Annotated in this window: 15 protein-coding genes; 6 read left to right on the plus strand and 9 right to left on the minus strand. The window is 75.2% G+C overall.

Annotation, left to right across the window (positions count from 1 at the left end; all coding sequences use genetic code 11):
- Nucleotides 1–197: 197 nt before the first annotated feature.
- Both ACZ6I1_RS21310 and ACZ6I1_RS21315 read left to right on the plus strand, forming a co-directional pair.
- Nucleotides 198–1,142: a pseudouridine-5'-phosphate glycosidase gene (locus ACZ6I1_RS21310; RefSeq protein ID WP_469289372.1), complete on the plus strand. Its 945-nt coding sequence runs from the start codon at nucleotides 198–200 to the stop codon at nucleotides 1,140–1,142.
- Nucleotides 1,139–2,053 (plus strand): carbohydrate kinase family protein, encoded by a 915-nt coding sequence (locus tag ACZ6I1_RS21315; RefSeq protein ID WP_469289374.1) that lies wholly within the window; start codon nucleotides 1,139–1,141, stop codon nucleotides 2,051–2,053. The genes ACZ6I1_RS21310 and ACZ6I1_RS21315 overlap by 4 nt, the downstream gene beginning before the upstream one ends.
- Before the next feature lie 22 nt (nucleotides 2,054–2,075).
- Here ACZ6I1_RS21315 and ACZ6I1_RS21320 read toward each other — a convergent pair whose 3' ends face one another.
- On the minus strand, nucleotides 2,076–2,723 hold the full coding sequence (locus ACZ6I1_RS21320; RefSeq protein WP_469289376.1) for a nucleoside/nucleotide kinase family protein: 648 nt from the start codon (nucleotides 2,721–2,723) through the stop codon (nucleotides 2,076–2,078).
- A 111-nt stretch (nucleotides 2,724–2,834) separates the two neighbouring features.
- Nucleotides 2,835–3,203 carry a cupin domain-containing protein gene (locus ACZ6I1_RS21325; RefSeq protein ID WP_469289378.1) on the minus strand — a complete coding sequence of 123 codons (369 nt, stop codon included), beginning with the start codon at nucleotides 3,201–3,203 and terminating at the stop codon, nucleotides 2,835–2,837.
- A gap of 138 nt (nucleotides 3,204–3,341) precedes the next feature.
- Here ACZ6I1_RS21325 and ACZ6I1_RS21330 point away from each other — a divergent pair, with 138 nt between their 5' ends.
- A complete protein-coding gene (locus tag ACZ6I1_RS21330; RefSeq protein ID WP_469289380.1) occupies nucleotides 3,342–4,013 on the plus strand; it encodes a DUF2293 domain-containing protein in 672 nt (223 codons plus the stop codon).
- 13 nt (nucleotides 4,014–4,026) lie between these two features.
- On the opposite strand, the gene ACZ6I1_RS21335 is transcribed toward ACZ6I1_RS21330, so the two are convergent.
- Nucleotides 4,027–4,659 (minus strand): chaplin, encoded by a 633-nt coding sequence (locus tag ACZ6I1_RS21335; RefSeq protein ID WP_469289383.1) that lies wholly within the window; start codon nucleotides 4,657–4,659, stop codon nucleotides 4,027–4,029.
- Nucleotides 4,660–4,822: 163 nt separating this feature from the next.
- On the opposite strand from ACZ6I1_RS21335, the gene ACZ6I1_RS21340 reads away from it, so the two are divergent.
- Nucleotides 4,823–5,362: a hypothetical protein gene (locus ACZ6I1_RS21340; protein WP_469289385.1), complete on the plus strand. Its 540-nt coding sequence runs from the start codon at nucleotides 4,823–4,825 to the stop codon at nucleotides 5,360–5,362.
- Here the strand turns inward: ACZ6I1_RS21340 and ACZ6I1_RS21345 are convergent.
- From ACZ6I1_RS21345 to ACZ6I1_RS21360, 4 genes are all read right to left on the minus strand, one after another.
- Nucleotides 5,331–10,274 (minus strand): DUF3320 domain-containing protein, encoded by a 4,944-nt coding sequence (locus tag ACZ6I1_RS21345; RefSeq protein WP_469289386.1) that lies wholly within the window; start codon nucleotides 10,272–10,274, stop codon nucleotides 5,331–5,333. The two genes, ACZ6I1_RS21340 and ACZ6I1_RS21345, sit on opposite strands and share 32 nt — an antisense overlap.
- 154 nt (nucleotides 10,275–10,428) lie before the next feature.
- Nucleotides 10,429–11,646, minus strand: a complete 1,218-nt coding sequence (locus ACZ6I1_RS21350; protein WP_469289389.1) for an SWIM zinc finger family protein — start codon at nucleotides 11,644–11,646, stop codon at nucleotides 10,429–10,431.
- Entirely contained in the window at nucleotides 11,643–14,450 is a 2,808-nt protein-coding gene (locus ACZ6I1_RS21355) for a DEAD/DEAH box helicase (protein WP_469289391.1), read from the minus strand. Before ACZ6I1_RS21355 ends, ACZ6I1_RS21350 begins: the two co-directional genes overlap by 4 nt.
- 139 nt (nucleotides 14,451–14,589) lie before the next feature.
- The gene (locus tag ACZ6I1_RS21360; RefSeq protein WP_469289393.1) at nucleotides 14,590–15,840 is read right to left on the minus strand and encodes a helix-turn-helix domain-containing protein; all 1,251 of its coding nucleotides are present in this window, start codon (nucleotides 15,838–15,840) and stop codon (nucleotides 14,590–14,592) included.
- Between the two features lie 197 nt (nucleotides 15,841–16,037).
- Here ACZ6I1_RS21360 and ACZ6I1_RS21365 point away from each other — a divergent pair, with 197 nt between their 5' ends.
- Both ACZ6I1_RS21365 and ACZ6I1_RS21370 read left to right on the plus strand, forming a co-directional pair.
- A complete protein-coding gene (locus tag ACZ6I1_RS21365) occupies nucleotides 16,038–16,655 on the plus strand; it encodes a hypothetical protein (RefSeq protein ID WP_469289395.1) in 618 nt (205 codons plus the stop codon).
- A gap of 61 nt (nucleotides 16,656–16,716) precedes the next feature.
- Nucleotides 16,717–16,980: a DUF6343 family protein gene (locus tag ACZ6I1_RS21370; RefSeq protein WP_469289424.1), complete on the plus strand. Its 264-nt coding sequence runs from the start codon at nucleotides 16,717–16,719 to the stop codon at nucleotides 16,978–16,980.
- A gap of 12 nt (nucleotides 16,981–16,992) precedes the next feature.
- Here ACZ6I1_RS21370 and ACZ6I1_RS21375 read toward each other — a convergent pair whose 3' ends face one another.
- Both ACZ6I1_RS21375 and coaE read right to left on the minus strand, forming a co-directional pair.
- Nucleotides 16,993–17,394, minus strand: a complete 402-nt coding sequence (locus tag ACZ6I1_RS21375; protein ID WP_446593656.1) for a tetratricopeptide repeat protein — start codon at nucleotides 17,392–17,394, stop codon at nucleotides 16,993–16,995.
- Between the two features lie 50 nt (nucleotides 17,395–17,444).
- Nucleotides 17,445–18,062, minus strand: coding sequence for a dephospho-CoA kinase (gene coaE, locus ACZ6I1_RS21380; protein WP_469289398.1), 618 nt, complete (start codon nucleotides 18,060–18,062; stop codon nucleotides 17,445–17,447).
- Nucleotides 18,063–18,118 lie beyond the last annotated feature (56 nt).

Raw genomic sequence — 18,118 nt, forward strand, 5'->3', positions numbered from 1 at the left:
GGCCGGGCGGCCCGGCGGGGTGACCAGAGCGTCCAGCGGCGGCGGGGCCGCCGCGTCACCCTGTCCAGCGGCCTGCCGCCGGCCGCGGTCGGCCGCCGCCTTCCGCGCCGCCCGCAGAGGATCGTTACTCGGACAGGTTGTGACGGGTGGGGCGGGAGCGCGTTTGGGGGCGCGCATCCGGTGCCATGGATGGGGACATGTCACAGCACACAGCAACTGCATCCCGGTCCGGCGTACCCGTCCTGTCGGAAGAGGTGCGCGAGGCGCTCGCCGGGCACAGGCCCGTCGTGGCACTGGAATCGACGATCATCGCGCACGGGCTGCCGCGCCCCCGCAATCTGGCGGTGGGTCTCGAACTGGAGGCGCTGGTCCGCTCGGAGGGCGCGGTTCCGGCGACGATCGCCGTCATCGACGGCGTGGCGCACGCGGGTCTGGACAAGGACCAGCTGGAGCGCATCGCGGGCGGCGAGGGCGTACGCAAGCTCGGCCACCGGGATCTGGCGCCCGCACTGGCCGCGGGGGCCACGGGGGCGACGACGGTGTCCGCTACGGCCTTCCTGGCCGCGCGGGCGGGCCTGCGGGTCTTCGCCACGGGCGGGCTGGGCGGGGTGCACCGCGAGTGGGCGCAGACGCAGGACGAGTCGGCGGACCTGTCGCTGCTGGCCCGGACGCGGATCACGGTGGTGTGCGCGGGGGTGAAGTCGATCCTGGACGTGCCGGCCACGCTGCAGCGGCTGGAGACGCTGGGGGTGGGCGTGCTCGGATACCGGACGCAGCGGTTCCCCGGCTTCTACCTGGCCGATTCCGGGGAGCCGGTGGACTGGACGGTGGACGGGCCGGAGGAGGTCGCCGCGGTGATGGCCGCACAGGACGCCCTGGGCGGCCCGGAGACGGGCCTGCTGGTGGCCAACCCGGTGGCGGAGGCGGAGCAGCTGGATCCGCAGCTGCACGACCGGGTGCTGGCCGAGGCGCTCGCCGAGTGCCGTGAGCGCGGGATCACGGGGCAGGCGGTGACACCGTTCCTGCTGGGGTTTCTGGTACGGGCGACGGCCGGGGCCTCGCTGGAGGCGAACCTGGCGGCGGTACGGGGCAACGTGCGGCTCGGGGCCAGGATCGCGGGGGCCTGGGCGGCCCGGGCGTGACCGGGGTGGAACCGGCCGGTCCGGGGGCGCTGCTGGTCGTCGGGGACGTGGTCACCGATGTGGTGGCGGTCCATCCGGAGCCCCTCGCTCCGGCCACTGACACGGCCGCCCGGATCCGGACCCTGCCGGGCGGCGCCGGGGCCAACGCGGCCTGCTGGGCGGCCCGTAGGGGGGCCTCGGAGGTACGGCTCCTCGCGCGGGTGGGTACCGAGTCGGCGCGGTGGCACGAGCGGGCGCTGCTGGACGCGGGGGTGCTGCCGCGGCTGGTGGTCGACCGGGAGGAGCCGACCGGGACGGTGGTCGCACTGGTCGGCAAGGACGCGGAGCGGACCTTCCTGACCGACAGCGGGGCCGCGCTGCGGCTGTGTCCGGCCGACTGGACGCCGTCCCTGCTGGACGGGGTGGCCCACCTCCACTTGTCCGGGTACCTGTTCTTCGCCGACAGCAGCCGGGAGCTGGCCCTGGTCGCGCTGCGGGCGGCCCGGGGCCGGGGGGTGCCGGTGAGCGTGGACCCCGCCTCGGCCGGGTTCCTGGCCGGGCTGGGCCCGCGGCGGTTCCTCGACGCCGTGGCGGGGGCGGACGTACTGCTGCCCAACGAGGACGAGGCCCGGCTGCTGGCCGGCCTGCCGGAGCCGGCCGGGGTGGCCCGGGCGGCGGCGTGGTTGAGCGGCCGGATACCGCTGGTGGTGGTGACCCTCGGGGTGGCGGGGGCGCTGGTGGCCGAGCGGGGCCGGGTCACCGCGGAGATCACGGCGGAGCCGGTCGACGCGGTGGACTCCACGGGCGCGGGGGACGCCTTCACGGGCGGTTTCCTCGCGGCCCGGCTGGCGGGCGCGGACCCCGCGGAGGCGGCCCGGGCGGGGTGCCGGGCGGCCGCGCTGGCGGTGACCCGGCTGGGCGGCAGGCCGTGAGGGGCCTTGCGCCTCCCGGCTCCTACCGCGTGCGGACGCCCGTCCAGGCGGGATGGCGGGGATCGTCGGCCCGCACCACCGCGTCGGCGGCCGAGGCCGGGTCCGTATCGGCCTCGTAGCGTGCGAAGGCAGGCAGGGTCCAGCGCGCGGACTCCTCGGTGCGGCGGGCGAGCGCGCCCGGGGAGAGCCGGATGTGGACGCTCAGGTCGAAGGGGAACCAGTGGCCCAGGAGCAGCGGGCCGTGCACGATCAGCACCCCGCCGGGCGGGAGTTCCACGTACGGGCTGCGGGTCGCCCGGTCGCTCACCGGGTCCCAGAGGTCGGGCAGCACCCGCCCGGTGCCGCCCGGGTCGGTCGGGCCGAACACCTCCCGCCAGAGCGCGGCCGTGTCGTACCAGCCGTCGAGGTACGCGTCCACGTCCTGGCGGCCGAACTCGAAGCGGAGGGAGGCCGGCCGCAGGAAGCCCTCGGCCGCCACGACCAGGACCGGCCGTCCGCGCGGCCGCAGCGCGTCGGCGAGGTGTCCCGCGAGGACGCCGGTCTGGGCGGCGGGCGCCCCGTCGATGCCCACTCGCTGCCAACCGCCCTGCTCAGGGCTGTCCTTGTCTTCGTCGAGACGACCGGCGAGCCGCTCGGCCATCCGCTGCCATGTGATCGCTTCCAGCTGCACGGGCCCATTGTCGGTGGTGGGCCGTGGCGGTGCGTTCCGCCGGGTGCGCGGGCAGCTGCGCCGGCCGGTGCGGGGCCGGCCGGTGTGGGGCGCCCGCCGGTGCGGGCGGGGTCACCCGGCGTGCTCCCGGCAGACGGCCGGGGTGGCGCCGGGCGGGGGCGGGGTGGGTATGGCGAAGGGGGTCCCCGCGGGGAGCGAGGGCGTCACGTGGAGGACGACGGGCTCGCTGCCGAGGTTGTGGCCCAGGTGGATGTGGCCGATGCCCGCGGGCTCCACGAAGGTGGTTCCGGCCCGGTGCACCTCGATCGTGCGGTCGTGCAGGACCCGGGTCAGGGTCCCGGCGAGCACGACGGCGTCCAGCCGCACCCGGTGGTAGTGCCAGCCGGTACAGCCGCCCGGCGGTATGACGATCTCGCGGCCCGCCGGCGCCGCGGGAATGCGTGCCCTTGCCGGCCGGATCGTCGCCTGCTGCCCCATCATGTGCCCTCCTCGGTGGACCGGCCGCCGTCCACGGGCTCACGGTAGAAGGGCGGCTCGGCATCGAGGAAGAGTTGGTGAAACACCAACAGCCCCTTTCCATCAGGTGATATGAGGGCCATCCAGCGGTATCACCCCTGTATGAGCCTGGTGGTGTTCGAGTCCGGTCGGCAGATCCACTGCGCCGAGTGCCGGCGGGGGCCCCTGCGGCACCTCGTGCGCGAGGCGGGCGTGCCGCGCTGCCTGGACTGCGCCGATCTCGGCCATCTGGTCTACCTCCCGCGCGGGGACGCGGCGCTCACCCGCCGCTCGCGCGAGGCGAGTTCGCTGTCGGCCGTCGTCGTCCGCTTCAACCGGCGCCGCCGCCGCTACGAGCGCCAGGGCATCCTCGTCGAGGACGCCGCGCTGGCCCGCGCGGAGCGTGCGTGTCTCGCGGACGCCGAGGCGCGGGCCAGGCGCCGGGAACGCGACCGGCTGCGTCGCGCCGCCGAGGACACCCGGTTCACGGCGGCCTTCGCCGCAGAGATAGTACGGCTGTTCCCCGGCTGCCCGGCCGAGCGGGCCGTGGCCATCGCCACGCACGCCTCGGTACGCGGCAGCGGCCGGGTGGGCCGCAGCGCCGCCGGCCGGGCCCTGGACGAGCTCGCCGTCTCCTACGCGGTGCGCGCGGCCGTGCGGCACACCGACACCGAGTACGACGCCCTGCTGATGGCAGGGGTCCCGCGCTTCGCGGCCCGGGCCCGGCTGGCCGCACGGATCGACGCCATCCTGGACGGCTGGCGCCCCGTACCGCCCGGCCGGCCGCAGGGGTAGTGCTGCGTCAGCGCTAGCGGCCGAGGCCGAAGCGGCGGTAGAGGAGCGCCCCGCCGAGGAGGAGCGCCCCGCCGCCCGGCAGCAGGTAGCCGAGGGCGTCGGTTCCGGTCTGGGCCAGCGCCCCGGTGTGCCGCGGCGGCGCGGGCGGGGTCACCGGACGGTCGACGGCGGGCGGTTCGACGGCGGGGGGTGGGACGGGCGGCGTGCCGCCGCCGGGCACCCGGCCGTTGACGGAGGTGTTCCCGGTGGAGCCGTTGCCGACGCCGACGACGCTCACCGCGTTGCCGCTGACGTTCACGGGCAGGTCGACCGGGAGGTGGAGCCCATTGCCGGAGAGCACCCCCGGCGAATCCTTTCCGCGCCCATCGGCGACGGCTCCGCCGCCGTTGCCCGCTCCCTGTTTCGACGGGTGCGAGGGCCTCGGCTCCGGATGGTCCTCGTTGACGCAGCGGTTCCCGGCGGCCGAGTTGAGCACACCGACCACGCTCACCGTGTTCCCGCACACGTTCACCGGAACGTGCACCGGCAGCTGCACCAGGTTTCCGGAGAGCAGCCCCGGGGAGCGCTCGGCCCGCCCGCCGGCGTCCGCGTCGGCGTAGGCGAAACCGCCCGCCCCCGCGACCGCCAGCCCACCTCCCGCAACCACCGCCGCGATCAAGCCATTCCGACGACTGTGACGCATCAGTTTCCCTGCCTTCCGGAGGAGTCCGCGGGCGTTCGTCCCGCACCGGAGACAACGCTCTGAACCCATTCGGGTTATAGAGCCGGTAGGCATTTCACTCCATCGTGTACTGGGTAGTGCGTACTTCATGACTGATCGCCCGCTGCTCCTCCTCGACGTGGACGGCCCGCTCAACCCCTTCCGGTCCCCCTTCGCGGGCCTGCGCGGATACCGGAGCCACCGGATGCGACCGGACGTCTGGCTCTCCTACCAGGACCCGGACTCCCGCAGCGCCCGGCGCGGGGCACGGGTCCGCCTGCACCCCTCCCACGGCGGCCGGCTGCTGGCCCTGCCGTTCCAGCTCACGTGGGCCACGGCCTGGACGCACCAGGCCAACACGATGATCTCCCCGCACATAGGACTTCCCGGTGATCTTCCTGTCATCGAATGGCCGGAACTCTTCGCCAAGGACCCCGACGGCCTCTCGTGGAAGACGCGCCCCCTCGTCGCCTGGGCGGCGGGACGCCCCTTCGCCTGGGTCGACGACATGATCAACCCCCGCGACCGCGCCTGGGTCGCCGCCCACCACCCCGCCCCGGCCCTCCTGCTGCGCATCCGCCCCCGCCACGGCCTGCGGGACCGTGACTTCACCACCCTCAGCCGTTGGGCCCGCGACGTGACGCGCTGATCCGTCCGTCCTCCCGCCGCACCCGCCCCTGTGACACCAGGGCGGCGACATCCGACTCCAGCGCGCCGCGGATGTCGTCGCCCATCCGCTTCCATCCGAAGAACTCCCGCCCCTGCCGCATGAGTTCGTCGGTCGACATGCCCGGACACTCGGCGGCCAGCGCGGCCAGAGCCGTCTGCCGCTCCGCCGGTGCCACGTGGGTGACCTTCCGGTTGCAGCCGTCCACCGCCGTCCGCGCCCCGACGAGGCTCCGGCCGGGCACGTCGGCGAAGCCGTCGCCGTACTCCACGACCCGCCGCCGGACCAGGTCCCGCACCACGAGCAGCACGTTGTCCCGGATCCGGCTGCCGGCCCTCTTCACCCCCCACAGCTCCCGCACCCGCTGCACCAGCAGGTCCTCGTGGACCGGCCCTTCCACCTCCACGATCCGGGCCAGCGCCGTGCGCAGCGCCGCCCGCGCCTCGGGGGTGTGGAGCTCCGCGCCCGTGGGCACGTGCACGACCGCCACCTCGTACGGGCGGCTCCAGTCGCGCTCGGGCGCCTCGTCCCCCAGGACCCGCACGCGTTCCGGTTCCGGACGCCGCGGTGCCGGAACCGGAACCGGGGGCGGTACGGGGGCGGCCGGCCGCGCGAAGGGATCGCGGGCGGTCGCGGCCTCCACCGCCGCCTTCAGCCGGGCCTCCGCCCCGGCACGGTTGCGGTACCAGTCGGTTCCCCAGATCCGGTGCAGGGTCCAGCCGAGTCCTTCCAGGACCTGCTGGCGAAGCCGGTCCCGGTCCCTCGCCGCCCGCGAGGAGTGGTACATCGCTCCGTCGCACTCGATGCCGAGTGCGTACGATCCCGGCGCCGCGGGGTGCCGGAGCCCCAGGTCGATGCGGTAGCCCGACACACCGACCTGCGGCTGGACCGCGTAACCCCAGCCGCGCAGCACCTCCAGCACGGACTCCTCGAAGGGGCTGTCCGGTTCCGCGCCGGCGGCCACGCGGTCCCGGGCCAGGGCCGCGGGCCCGTTCTCCGCGTACTCCAGATAGCGCTTGAGGTACTGGACGCTGGGGTTCGCGCTGTCCTTGAGCTGCCCGCCGTGGAAGGAGGCGACCACTTCCACCCGTTGGCGCGCACGGGTCACGGCCACGTTCAGCCGCCGCCAGCCGCCTTCCCTGTTGAGGGGGCCGAAGCCCAGGCCGAGGACCCCGCGCTCGTCCGGGCCGTAGCCCAGCGACATGATCATGACGTCGCGCTCGTCGCCCTGGACCGATTCCAGGTTCTTGACGAAGAACCCGTCGAGCCGGTCCTCGGTGAAGCAGTGGTCCAGGTCCGGACGGGCCAGCCTGGCCTGCTGCACGCACTCGTCGATCGTGCTCGCCTGGGCCTGCGACAGGGCCACCACGCCCAGGCTGCGGCCCGGCCGGGTGTCGAAGTGGTGCAGCACGCGCCGTGCCACTTCCTGGGCCTCGCGCCGGTTGTCGCGGCGTCCGCCCTTGTCGTAGACGCCGTCGGCCCGGAAGAACGCGACGCCGATGTCCGGGCCGCTCTCCACCGCCCCGGGGAAGGTCACCATGCCGTTCTGGTAGAACTCCCTGTTGCTGAAGGTGATCAGGTCCTCGTGGCGACTGCGGTAGTGCCAGCGCAGCGGCAGTTCGCGCAGGGCGCCGGCCTTGCAGGCGTGCAGCAGGGATTCGAAGGAGTCGGGCACGTCCTCGTCGTACTCGTCCGCCTCGTCGCCGACCGCCGAGTCGAAGAAGGCCGTGGGCGGGAGCTGCTTCTCATCGCCGGCGACGACCAGCGAGCGGCCCCGGTAGATGCAGTTGACCGCGTCTCCGGGCCGGACCTGCGAGGCCTCGTCGAAGATCACCACGTCGAAGCGGTAGTCGGCCGGCAGGTACTGGCTGACGGACAGCGGGTTCATCATGAAACAGGGCTTGACCGCTTGGACGACCTCCCTGGCCCGCCCCAGGAGGTCGCGTACGGGCATGTGCCGCGCCTTCTTCTCGGCCTCGCGCCGGATGACGGCCGCGCCGCCCCCGCCGAACGCCCTCGGCCTGCGGCTGTTGCAGGCCGCGACCACGGCGCCGGCCGCGGCGGCCACCAGCATCCGGTCGGCTTCGCGGAAGCTCTCCACCCGCGCGTCCAGTTCCGCGGCGCCCGCCGTCCGCAGCCGGGCATCGGAGGCGAGGAGGGTGTCGGCCCACAACTGGAGGACGGCGCGTTCGACCACCGCCGGGAAGACCTCCGCGGGAATGCCCCGCTCCGCGGCACGTGGGACGAGGTCGTCGAGTCCGCGGGCCGCCAGGACCCGGAGCCCGCTCCGGTACGCCTGCCACTGCGCCGGTCCGGACGCGTCCTCCTCCAGGGCCGCGAGGGCCTCGGCCGCCTCCGCCGTCGTGCCGCTCAGCGCGGGAAGCAGCTCCAGCCGGCGTGCGTCGTCGAACATCGCCGCGAAGGCCGCCGAGGCCGCACCCCACCGCTCGGTCCGCAGGTGCACCGCGTCGCACCAGTCGGCGAGGGCCGCCCGGATCACCTTGGCGCGCAGCGCGCAGTGGTGCGGCTGCGCGTCGTGCGCGAGCAGCTCCGGCAGCCGCAGCCGGTCCGGACGAGCGGCGTCCCGCGTGAGCTCGCCGATCCGGTCCGCGTGCGCCAGGGCTTCGTCGACCGGCCCGAACCCGCTGTCCCGGCCCGGTACGTAGGGCCCGAGCAGTGCGGCGTGCTCGGCGACGAGCCCCCGCACGCGCTCGTGGGCCTGCTGCCAGGCGAGTGCCTCGCCGAGCCGCGCCCTGACCGTTCCGTTCCAGGATCCGCCCACCGTCAGCGCGGTCACGGCGGCACGGTCCGCCCGGTACCGCCCCGTCAGCCGGGCCGTCAGCTTCCGGTGGTCCTGCGCGAACCGGCGTACGAGGTCGGGCAGTTCGGCGCACTCCAGGACCTGCGGCCCGAACAGGTCCTGCGCCGCCGCGCGTGCCGCGTGCGCCGCTGCGACGGCGGCCCGGATCCCGTCGACCGCCGCATGCGCCTTCCGCAGCTGCCCCGCGTCGAACCAGTGGGCCGGCGGCCGGTGCGCCGCCTCGCTCAGCGCGGCGAGCTCGACCAGCGCCAGCACGGCCGCGATGTTCCCCGGCTCCTCCCGTCCGAAGTCCTCCGCGAGCCGCGCGGCAAGGTCGGACCGGTCCTCGGGCGGCGTACCGCTGCCCGGGCCGGGGCTCCGGTCCGGGAGTCCGGCGGACAGCTCGTCCGCGAGCCGCCTGATGTCCCGTACGGTCTGTGCGACGGGCATCGCCGACACCAGGGGCCTGCGCTCCGCCACCGACCGCAGCGACCGCAGCGCGTCGACCGCTTCGGCCAGGGCCGTGGCCGCCGAGCCTCCTGCCGCGGTCTCGGGGTCGCGCAGGCCGCGCCAGGCGAAGGCCTCGCCCTCCGCGAGCGGGCGCCATGACCTGGCCACCGCGCGGGCGGCGGCCAGGACTTCTGCGAGGGCGGCGGCACTGAGCGTTGCGGTGACGTCTCCGGCCCCCGGGGTGAGGGTCAGGTGCGGGACCGCCTCCTGGTCGAGCCGTGCGAGCCGCCCGAGCACGGAGTGCAGTGAGCGGCCGAGCGGCTGCCGCTCCTCGTTCATGGCAGCCGCGTGGGCGGACAGCTGCTCGCGCAGCCGGCGCGCCTCGTCGAGTTCGTGCTCGGCCGCGCCCGAGGCCCGTACTTCGGTGGTCAGGGCCCGGTCCAGCTCCTGTGCGACGGCCTTCTTGCCGGTGTCGCCGCTGTGCAGGGCGAGCACGAAGTCGCCGAGTCCGACGTCCGCCAGCCGGTTGCGTACGACGTCGAGGGCGGCTGCCTTCTCGCTGACGAACAGCACGGTGCGCCCGGAGTGCATCAGCGCCGCGATCATGTTGGTGATCGTCTGGCTCTTGCCGGTGCCGGGCGGCCCGCTCATGACGAACGACCTGTGCGCCGTGGCCGCCGCGATGCACTGGCGCTGCGAGGCGTCGGCGTCCAGCACCAGCGGGGTGCGCTCCGGCAGTTGTACCTCGTCGATGCGGTCCGGTGCGGGCGGTTCGAAGCCGATCAGGTCGTCGGGGAGTCCGGCCTCCGGCCCGAGCCCGATCGCCCTGATCAGCGGGTGGGCGAGGATCGCCGCCTCGTTCTCCTTGAGGTCCTGGTACATCGCCTCCTTGTGCGCGGCGAAAGTGGCCAGTACGACGCTCTCGCGCACCTCCCAGCCGGCCTGTCCCGCGGCGGCGGACCGCGCCTCGGCCAGCACCCGGTCGGGGTCCAGGCAGTCGGTGTCCGCGACGGCCGTCCAATCGACGCCGAGCTGGGCGAGTTTCACGGCGAGGGCGGGGTTGTGCAGGGCGTCCTGCGCCTCGGCCTTGTGCAGCCGGATCCTGCCGGCACGGTCGCGTACGAGTTCCACCGGGACGAGCACCAGCGGCGCCGAGCTGGTCGCGTGCGCCCCCTCCTCGCGCCACCGCAGCATGCCGACTCCGAGCCAGAGCACCCAGAGGCCGAAGTCGTTGTAGGTCTGGTTCGCCTTCTGCCTCAGCTGCCGCAAGGCGCCGTCGAGCGCTGCCTGCGTCGGCTTCTGCGTCACGAGGCCGCCGGCCCCGGCCCCGACCCCGATCCCGACCCCGGCCCCGGCCCCGGCCCCGTCCTCGCGCTCGTGCTCGCCTTCGCCTTCGTCCTCCTCGGCCCGGTCCCGGACGGGCGCGAAGTCCCAGCCCCGGCTCAGCCCGCCGAGCAGGGGTGCGAACCCGGGCTCCGTGATCTCCAGGGTGAGGGACCGCGTGTGCCGGAAGTTCAGCAGGCGATTGCGGCCGCCGAGGTCGATCAGGGACTCCCGCCAGCCCTCCAGGACGGCCCTCAGCTTCTCCTGGCCGGGGTCGGTGCTTCCGTGGGTGGCGTCGGCATGCGCCGTGCGGCCGTGCATCTGGGGGCTACCTCCGCGGCAGGGGTCAGAAGAGGCCGCCCCGGCACGGGGGCGGCCTCTTCGACGCTTCTACCACCAACCACCGGAGGACACGCGGAGATTGATCATTCCTCGGATCCGGCACGACCGGTCCGAGTCCGTTCCTCGAACCCGCTCATGCGCCTGCCGGCCGCGTGAGCGCCGTGACCGGGTCCGGGGAGGGGCGGCCCGTGGGCCACCAGTCGGTGTCGTCCGGGCGGGACTCGTAGGCGTACCAGAGTCCGTCGCGCCCGAGGCGGATCTGGCGGGTGCCGGACGTGAGGCGATTGCGGTCGGGCCGGAAGGAGCCCTGGGCGGCGGCGAGGAGCGCCGGGCGGGCCCGGTCGAAGGGGCCGGCCGGCGGGTCCCAGGGCTCTTCGAGGGCGGCGAGGGCGGGGCGGCCGCCCTGTCGCCAGGCCGCGGCGCCCCGGGCGAGGTCGGTGGTGGTGCGGCCGGTTGCGCGGGCGAGCTCCCGGTAGAGGGTACGGGCCGCTCCGGTGAGCCCGGCCGTGGCGTGCGCGGAGGCCAGCCGGACGGCGTCCTGCCACAGGTCGAGCCCGGCTATCGGGTCCTCGGTGGTGGTGAGGATGCTGAGGGCGCGGGCCGCCGCATCGGAGGCGAGCTGGTCCAAGGCGAGCGGGTCGGGGGCCGCCGGGTCGGCCGGGCAGGCGGGCGGGGGGCCCGCGGCGGCGGGGGCGGCGAGCGGCGCGGGCAGCAGCGGCAGGGCGGTGCGGGCGAGCGCCGCCTTGGCGGGGACGCCGGGGAAGTCGGGTGAGGTGTCGGGCTGTTCGCGCGCGGCGTGGGCGGCGTTGCGCCGGGTCAGCTCGTCGAGGAGTTCCCGCTCGCCGCGGCCGCGCAGGAGCAGCAGGACGAACGGGTCCTCGTCGAGCAGCCGGGCCGCCCGGTAGCAGAGGGCCGCCGCGTGCTTGCACGGCGGACGCGCGACGTCCGGGCAGGAGCAGCGGGGAAGGAGCTCGCCCGCACCGGGCAGCACCGTCCCCGCCAGCGACTGCGGAACCTCCCGCTCCAGCAGGGCGGCGAGCGCTGCGGGATCGCCCGCGACCTCCTCGAGCAGCTCGTCCCACTCCGCGTCGGTGAAGGGGGGCAGTGCCAGCTCGGTGCGGTAGGGGCGCGGCCGGCTGCCCCGTACGTACGCCACGATGTGGCCGGGCGTGACGGTGACGGCGTCGACGTGGCCTTCGGCGGCGTACGCATGGCCGCGGGCCAGCCGGGCCGCGTCGCGGGAGGCCTCCTCCAGCGCCGACACCCAGGCCCGGCCCCACCAGCTGACCGCCCGGGCCCCGGCGGGCACGGTCTCGAAGGTGCGGCGGCGGTCGTCCCGTGCGGTGATCATGCGGGCCTCCGCAGGGAGACGAGGTCGGCCAGCTCCCGGTCGGTCAGCTCGGTCAGCGCCGACTCGCCGGAGCCGAGGACGGCATCGGCCAGGGCCCGCTTGGCCTCCAGCATGTCGGCGATCCGGTCCTCGACGGTGCCCTCGGCGATGATCCGGTGCACCTGGACGGGCTGGGTCTGCCCGATCCGGTAGGCGCGGTCGGTGGCCTGCTCCTCGACGGCCGGGTTCCACCAGCGGTCGAAGTGGATGACGTGCCCGGCCCGGGTGAGGTTCAGGCCGGTTCCCGCGGCCTTCAACGACAGCAGGAAGACCGGGACTTCGCCCGCCTGGAAGCGGTCGACGAGCTCCTCGCGGCGCTGCACCGGTGTCCCGCCGTGCAGCAGCTGGTGGGAGATGCCCCGGGCCGCGAGGTGCCGCTCGATGAGCCGGGCCATCGTCACGTACTGGGTGAAGACCAGCACCGAGCCGTCCTCGGCCAGGATCGTGTCCAGCAGCTCGTCCAGCAGCGCCAGCTTGCCGGAGCGGTGCGGGATCCGGGGCTCGACCTCCTTCAGGTACTGCGCCGGGTGGTTGCAGATCTGCTTGAGCGAGGCCAGCAGCTTCATGATCATGCCGCGCCGCTCCATGCCCTCGCTCGACCCGATGACGGCCATCGCCTCCTCCACCGCGGCCTGGTACAGGGAGGCCTGTTCACGGGTCAGGGAGACGGGGTGGTCGGTCTGCGTCTTCGGCGGCAGTTCGGGCGCGATCCCCGGGTCGGACTTCTTGCGGCGCAGCAGGAACGGGCGGACGAGCGCGGCGAGCCGGGCCACCGCCGCCTCGTTGCCGCCGTCCTCCTCCTGCTGGTGCTCCACCGGGCGGGCATGGCGGGCCCGGAAGGCGGTGAGCGGGCCCAGCAGCCCCGGCGTCGTCCAGTCGAGCAGCGCCCACAGCTCGGAGAGGTTGTTCTCCACCGGGGTGCCCGTCAGGGCCACCCGGGCCGGCGCCGGGATCGTCCGCAAGGCCTTGGCGGTCGCCGAATGCGGGTTCTTGACGTGCTGGGCCTCATCGGCGACGACCATGCCCCAGCTCTGCCCGGCGAGCAGGGCGGCACTGGCGCGCATCGTCCCGTACGTGGTGAGGACGAAGCCCCCGGCGAGGTCGGCGAGGTGGCGGCTGCCGCCGTGGAAGCGGCGCACGGGCGTGCCGGGGGCGAACTTCTCGATCTCCCGCTGCCAGTTGCCCAGCAGGGACGCGGGACAGATGACGAGGGTCGGCTCGGGGCGGTCGCGGTGCAGGTGCAGGGCGATCAGGGTGACGGTCTTGCCCAGGCCCATGTCGTCGGCGAGGCAGCCGCCGAGGCCGAGGGAGGTCATCAGGTCCAGCCAGGCCAGGCCGCGGGCCTGGTAGTCGCGCAGGGTGGCCTTGAGCGACGCCGGCTGCGGCAGCGGGGCCAGCTCCCCCGTCAGCCGCTCCCGCAGGGCGGCCAGCGCCCCCACCGGCACCGCTTCGACGGGCTCCCCGTCGATGTCGGCGGTACCCGAGAGTACGGTCGCCAGCGCGTCGACCGGGTCCAGCAGGCCGAGCTCCCGCTTGCGGGCCTTGCGCACCAGCTCCGGATCCACCCGCACCCACTGGTCCCGCAGCCGCACCACCGGCCGGTGGGCCTGCGCGAGGGCGTCCATCTCCCCCGGGGTGAGGCGGTCGCCGCCCAGCGCCAGCTCCCAGGAGAAGGCGAAGAGGTGCTCGGCGTCGAAGAAGGCGGTGCCGTCGGTCGCGGAGCCGGGCGCGGTGGACCGTACGACGGCGGTCGCCGAGAGCGTACGGGCCAGCTCCCGGGGCCAGTGGACCAGGACTCCGGCGGCGGCCAGCCGGTTCGCGGCGGTGCCCAGCAGGTCTTCGAGCTCCGGGTCCGACAGGGCCAGCGCGTCGGGCACCGGCTGGTCGAGCAGGCGCAGCAGCGGCGGCCACACCCGCGCGGCCCGGCGCAGCGCGAGCACGGCGTCGATCCGCGCCCGGGGGCCGAAGGCGTGGGCGGCCGTGCCCGCCCACAGGTGGCCGGCATCGGTGACCAGGGTCGGGTCGGCGAGGCTGTGCACTTGGACCACGGCGGCCCCGGCGCGCCGCACGTCCTCGGGTTCGGCCTCGTCGAAGAGGCGGAAGGAGGACAGGTCGAGGCGGAGCGAGATCCCGACGCCGGTGTCCGCGCCCGCCGCGACCTGCGCGGCCCAGTCCTTTATCCCGGGCACGTGCTGTGGCTCCCGGGCGGCGAACGGCCCTCCGGCGGCCACGGCCGCGGCCGGGGTACGGGGGAGGCTGTCGGCGACGGCGTCGAGGAAGGCGCGGACCAGCGCTTCCGGTTCGGGCAGGTGCATCGGGCGCCGGCCGGCGAGGGGCGTCGCGTACCCCTCGTACGGCAGCGCGGCGGCCACCGCGCGCAGGTGGTCGACATCGGCGGCCTCGAGCGGCCCGGCGCGCCAGGCGTCGATGCCCTCGGGGGTGAGCCCGGGGAGCAGCCGGCCGCGGGCGACCAGCGTCAGCGCCTGGACGGCGGCGGTGCCCCAGGCGCGGGTGGCGGGGTGTGCCGCGGGGCTGCGCGGTGCCTGGGCGAGCAGGGGCAGTGCGGCGGTGACGGAGAGGGCAGCGGCGGGCACCGTCCGGCTGCGGACCCCGTCGCCGTGCGGGCGGACCACGGTCAGCGTCGTGGCCGTACCCGCTTCGGGCAGGGGGTCGCCGTCGGGGGCCCAGAACACGACGCGCCCCTCGCGGGGGACCGGGGCGGGCAGGAAGACGGCCGCGTGGCGCAGCAGTGCGCGCGATGTCATCGGCGCGGCCCCTCTCCCCGGTCTGCCCGGTCTGCCCGGTCTCCACGGTCTCCACGGTCTCCACTGTCTGCCACCGAGTGTAGGTGCGGCCACTGACAACACCGCTGACCTGGGCATACGAGGGGTGCGCCGCCACCGCTCAGCGTGCCCAGCGGCCCTGTTCCGCGGCGTAGCCGTACACGGGACGGCCGGTGGCCGCGCTGGTGCGCAGGGGGCGCCCGTTGTCGTCGATGCGCAGGGTGCCGGAGCCGGAGGGCGCGGTCCAGCGCAGGTCCAGCGACCAGTCGCAGTCGCACCCCGTGGTGGCGGCTTCGACGCGCAGGACGACCGGCTCGGACGCCGAGACGCGCAGCGGGAAGGCGGGGGCGGGCAGGACGGTCCCGGTGTCGCCTCCGGAGTCGTGGCCGGCGACGGGCCGCAGGACGGGGCGCGGCGCGTCCAGGTTCACCGCGAAGGCCGCCGGGGTGAGCGCCCCGCCGCAGCCCTGGGACATCTGGTAGAGGTTCCAGGCCGGCGGGGTGCGCCGGTCGGTGACCCGTACCTCCAGGTCCTCCAGGACCACGCTGCCGGTGCCCGTGCCGTGCAGGGTGACCTCCACGATCTGCGTCCCGGCGTGCACGGCGCGCTGCGCCGCGGCCCAGGCGGGGGCGTCCGCCTCCACGGGCGGCGGGGGTACCTCAGCGGGGCCCGGCTCGGCCAGGTAGGCGTGATCGCAGCCGTGGGCCCAGACGTGCGACCGCACCGCCGCGGTGAGCGGAGCCGCGGAGGGGGCGGCGGAGGGAGCGGCGGAGGGGGTGGCGGAAGGGGCTGTGGAGGAGGCCGGCGCGGTGGTCCCCCCGGTCCTCGTCCCCGGTCCCGTGGCCGCGCCCGGCGGCGTGCCGCCGCGCTCGGGCAGGGACGCCGCCAGCACCGCCACGGCCACCGCACCCGCCGCGGCCCCGGCGGCCAGCACGGCGGCCGCCCGCCGCCGGTACCAGGGCAGCCGCACAGGGACGGCCTCCGTCGGCACGGGCGCGGGCATGAACGCAGGCGCGGACGCAGGCACGGTCGTGGCCGCAGCCGGCGTCGGGGTTTCCCGCTCCGCCCCCGGCCCCGGGCTCCTGGCCGCCTCCCGCCTGCGCGCGTCCGCCAGCAGCCACGCCCGGTGCAGGTCCACGGCCTCCCCGGGCGTGGCCCCGCAGGCCCGGGCGAAGCGGTCCACCGCCGCGAACTCCGTCGGCACGGCGTCTCCGTTGCAGTACCGGTGCAGGGTCGACGTACTCGTGTGCAGCGTGCGCGCCAGCGCCCCGTAACTCAGCCCGGCCCGCTCCTTCAGCTCCCGCATCAGCCGCGCGAACGTCTCCGCCTCGCCCGACCGCTCTGGCCCGCCCGACCGCTCCGCCTCGCCCACGGCGTTCCCCCGTCCCGCGACTCCGTTCCATGCAGGAGGTGTTCCCCCAGGTGACAGCACGTACGGCCATTCCAGTGTCCCGAATGTGCCGCAGTCCGTCGCCCGACACCCCGGCCGCGGGGAACGCTGTTCACACACGGCGGCGCAGCACCGTACGCACCGCGCCGCCACACCGAAGGAAACGGGGAGAACCGACCATGTTCCGACGCTCCGCCACCGGCACCGCCTTCGCAGCCCTCGCGGCAGCCGCCGCGCTCGCCCTGACCGCTTCGGCCACTGCCACGGCCACGGCGGCCACCGCGCCCGGGTTCATCAACGGCACCGACCTGCCGCCGCACCCCACCTCGCCCTGGTACACCGGCCAGGTCACCCCGGGGCTCCCCGAGTTCGCGCCGTTCTGTCTGGACGGTGTGCTCCCGGCACAGGGCAGCTGGCACCGGACGTTCGGCACGGAGTTCGACACGGGCGCCCTGCAGATCTCCGTCCGGGCCTCCTCGGCCACGGCCGCCGCGAAGCTGGCCACCACCCTGGAACGCAAGGTCGCCGCCTGCGCCGCGGACTGGCTGCGCACGACTCCGGGCGGCACCGCCTCCTGGGAGGACTACGGGAAGCTTTCCGTCGAGGAGGGTGCGCACGTCTACGGGGTGCACACCTCGATTCCCGAATCCGAGCCGGGCGTGCACCTCTACGGCATCGGACGCGACGGTTCCACGGTGACCGTCGTGCAGTGGGGTCAGATGGGCCACCTGACCGACGCCCCCGTCGCCGACTTCAAGAAGACGACCACCAGGGCCGTGAACAAGCTCAACCCGTAGCCGTCCCCGGGAGCGGCCGGCCCGTCCGCCGCAGTGGCACCATGGACGTGAGGCGATGACCATGCGTTCAGGGAACGAGCCGGCGACCGCCCGCAGTCCGCTGCGGCTGCGGTTCTGGCTGAGCCTGTGGGGGCTGATCTGGGCCGCCGCCGGGACGGCCGCGTTCACGCTGGCGGGCCGTCCCGGATGGGCGGCGGCCTGCGGGGTGGTGGCGCTGCTGGCGGCCGTGGACCTGGCGGTGGTCCTGCGCCACATCCGCCAGGGCCCGCACTACCAGCCCGGCCCCGACGTCCCCCCGTACGAGCCTCCGCGGCACCAGCCGTGACGGGGCCGGCGGCTACTGCTCGAAGCGGGCCGCTTCCAGGTACTCGGGCTGCGGGTCGAGGGCGGCGGCCAGCCGGAAGTGCTTGCGCGCCTGCTCGGGCCGGCCCGAGCGCTCATGAGTGCGGGCCAGCGCGAAGTGGGCGAAGGCGTTGTCCGGTTCCCGTTCCAGCACCAGCTCGAACTCCAGCTCCGCCGGGCGCAGTTGGGCGGCGGCGAAGAAGGCCCGGGCGCGCAGCAGCCGGGCCGCCGTGTTCTCGGGGTGGGCGGCTATCACCGAGTCGAGCAGCTTCACCGCGCCCCGCGGGTCGCGTGCGGCCAGAAGCTGCTCGGCGGCCCGGTAGTCGATGACGTGGGTCTCCGGGCTCGCCGACGAGGGCGAGGACGAAGACGAGGACTGCGGCGTGGTGTCGGACACGATCGGTTCCTTCCCTCTACGGGCGCGTTCAACGCCCCGCCCCGGGCCCGCTATTCCGCCGCTCGGGCCGGCTCCGCCGCACGCGCGGTGAGCTCCGCCCACACCGTGCGGACCTGCGGCTCCAGCGCGTCCAGCGGCCCGTCGTTGTCGATCACCAGGTCCGCCACCGCGAGCCGCTGCTCCCGCGTGGCCTGCGCGGCCATCCTGGCCCGCGCCTCCTCCTCGGCCATCCCGCGCAGCGCGGTCAGCCGCGCCAGCTGCGTCTGCGGCGCCGCGTCCACCACGACGACCAGGTCGTACAGCGGCGCCAGGCCGTTCTCCGTGAGCAGTGGTACGTCGTGCACCACGATCGCGCCGGCCCCCGCGGCGGCCTCCAGCTCGGCCGACCGGGCCCCGACCAGCGGGTGCACGACCGCGTTCAGGGTCTGGAGCTTCACCGGGTCGGCGAACACGATCGAGCCGAGCTTCGGCCGGTCCAGTGCCCCCTCGGGCGTCAGTACCGTCTCCCCGAAGGCCGCGACGACGGCCGCGAGCCCCGGCGTACCGGGCTCGACGACTTCCCGCGCGATGCGGTCGGCATCCACGATGACCGCCCCGTACCCCGCCAGCAGCCGCGAGACCTCGCTCTTGCCGGCACCGATTCCGCCCGTCAGGCCCACTTTCAGCATGGTCCTCAGCCTAGTGCCGCGACCGGAAAGGTCCACAGGTCGCGCCGCCCCCGGCA

It is taken from the genome of Streptomyces sp. NPDC046303 (genome assembly GCF_055588085.1).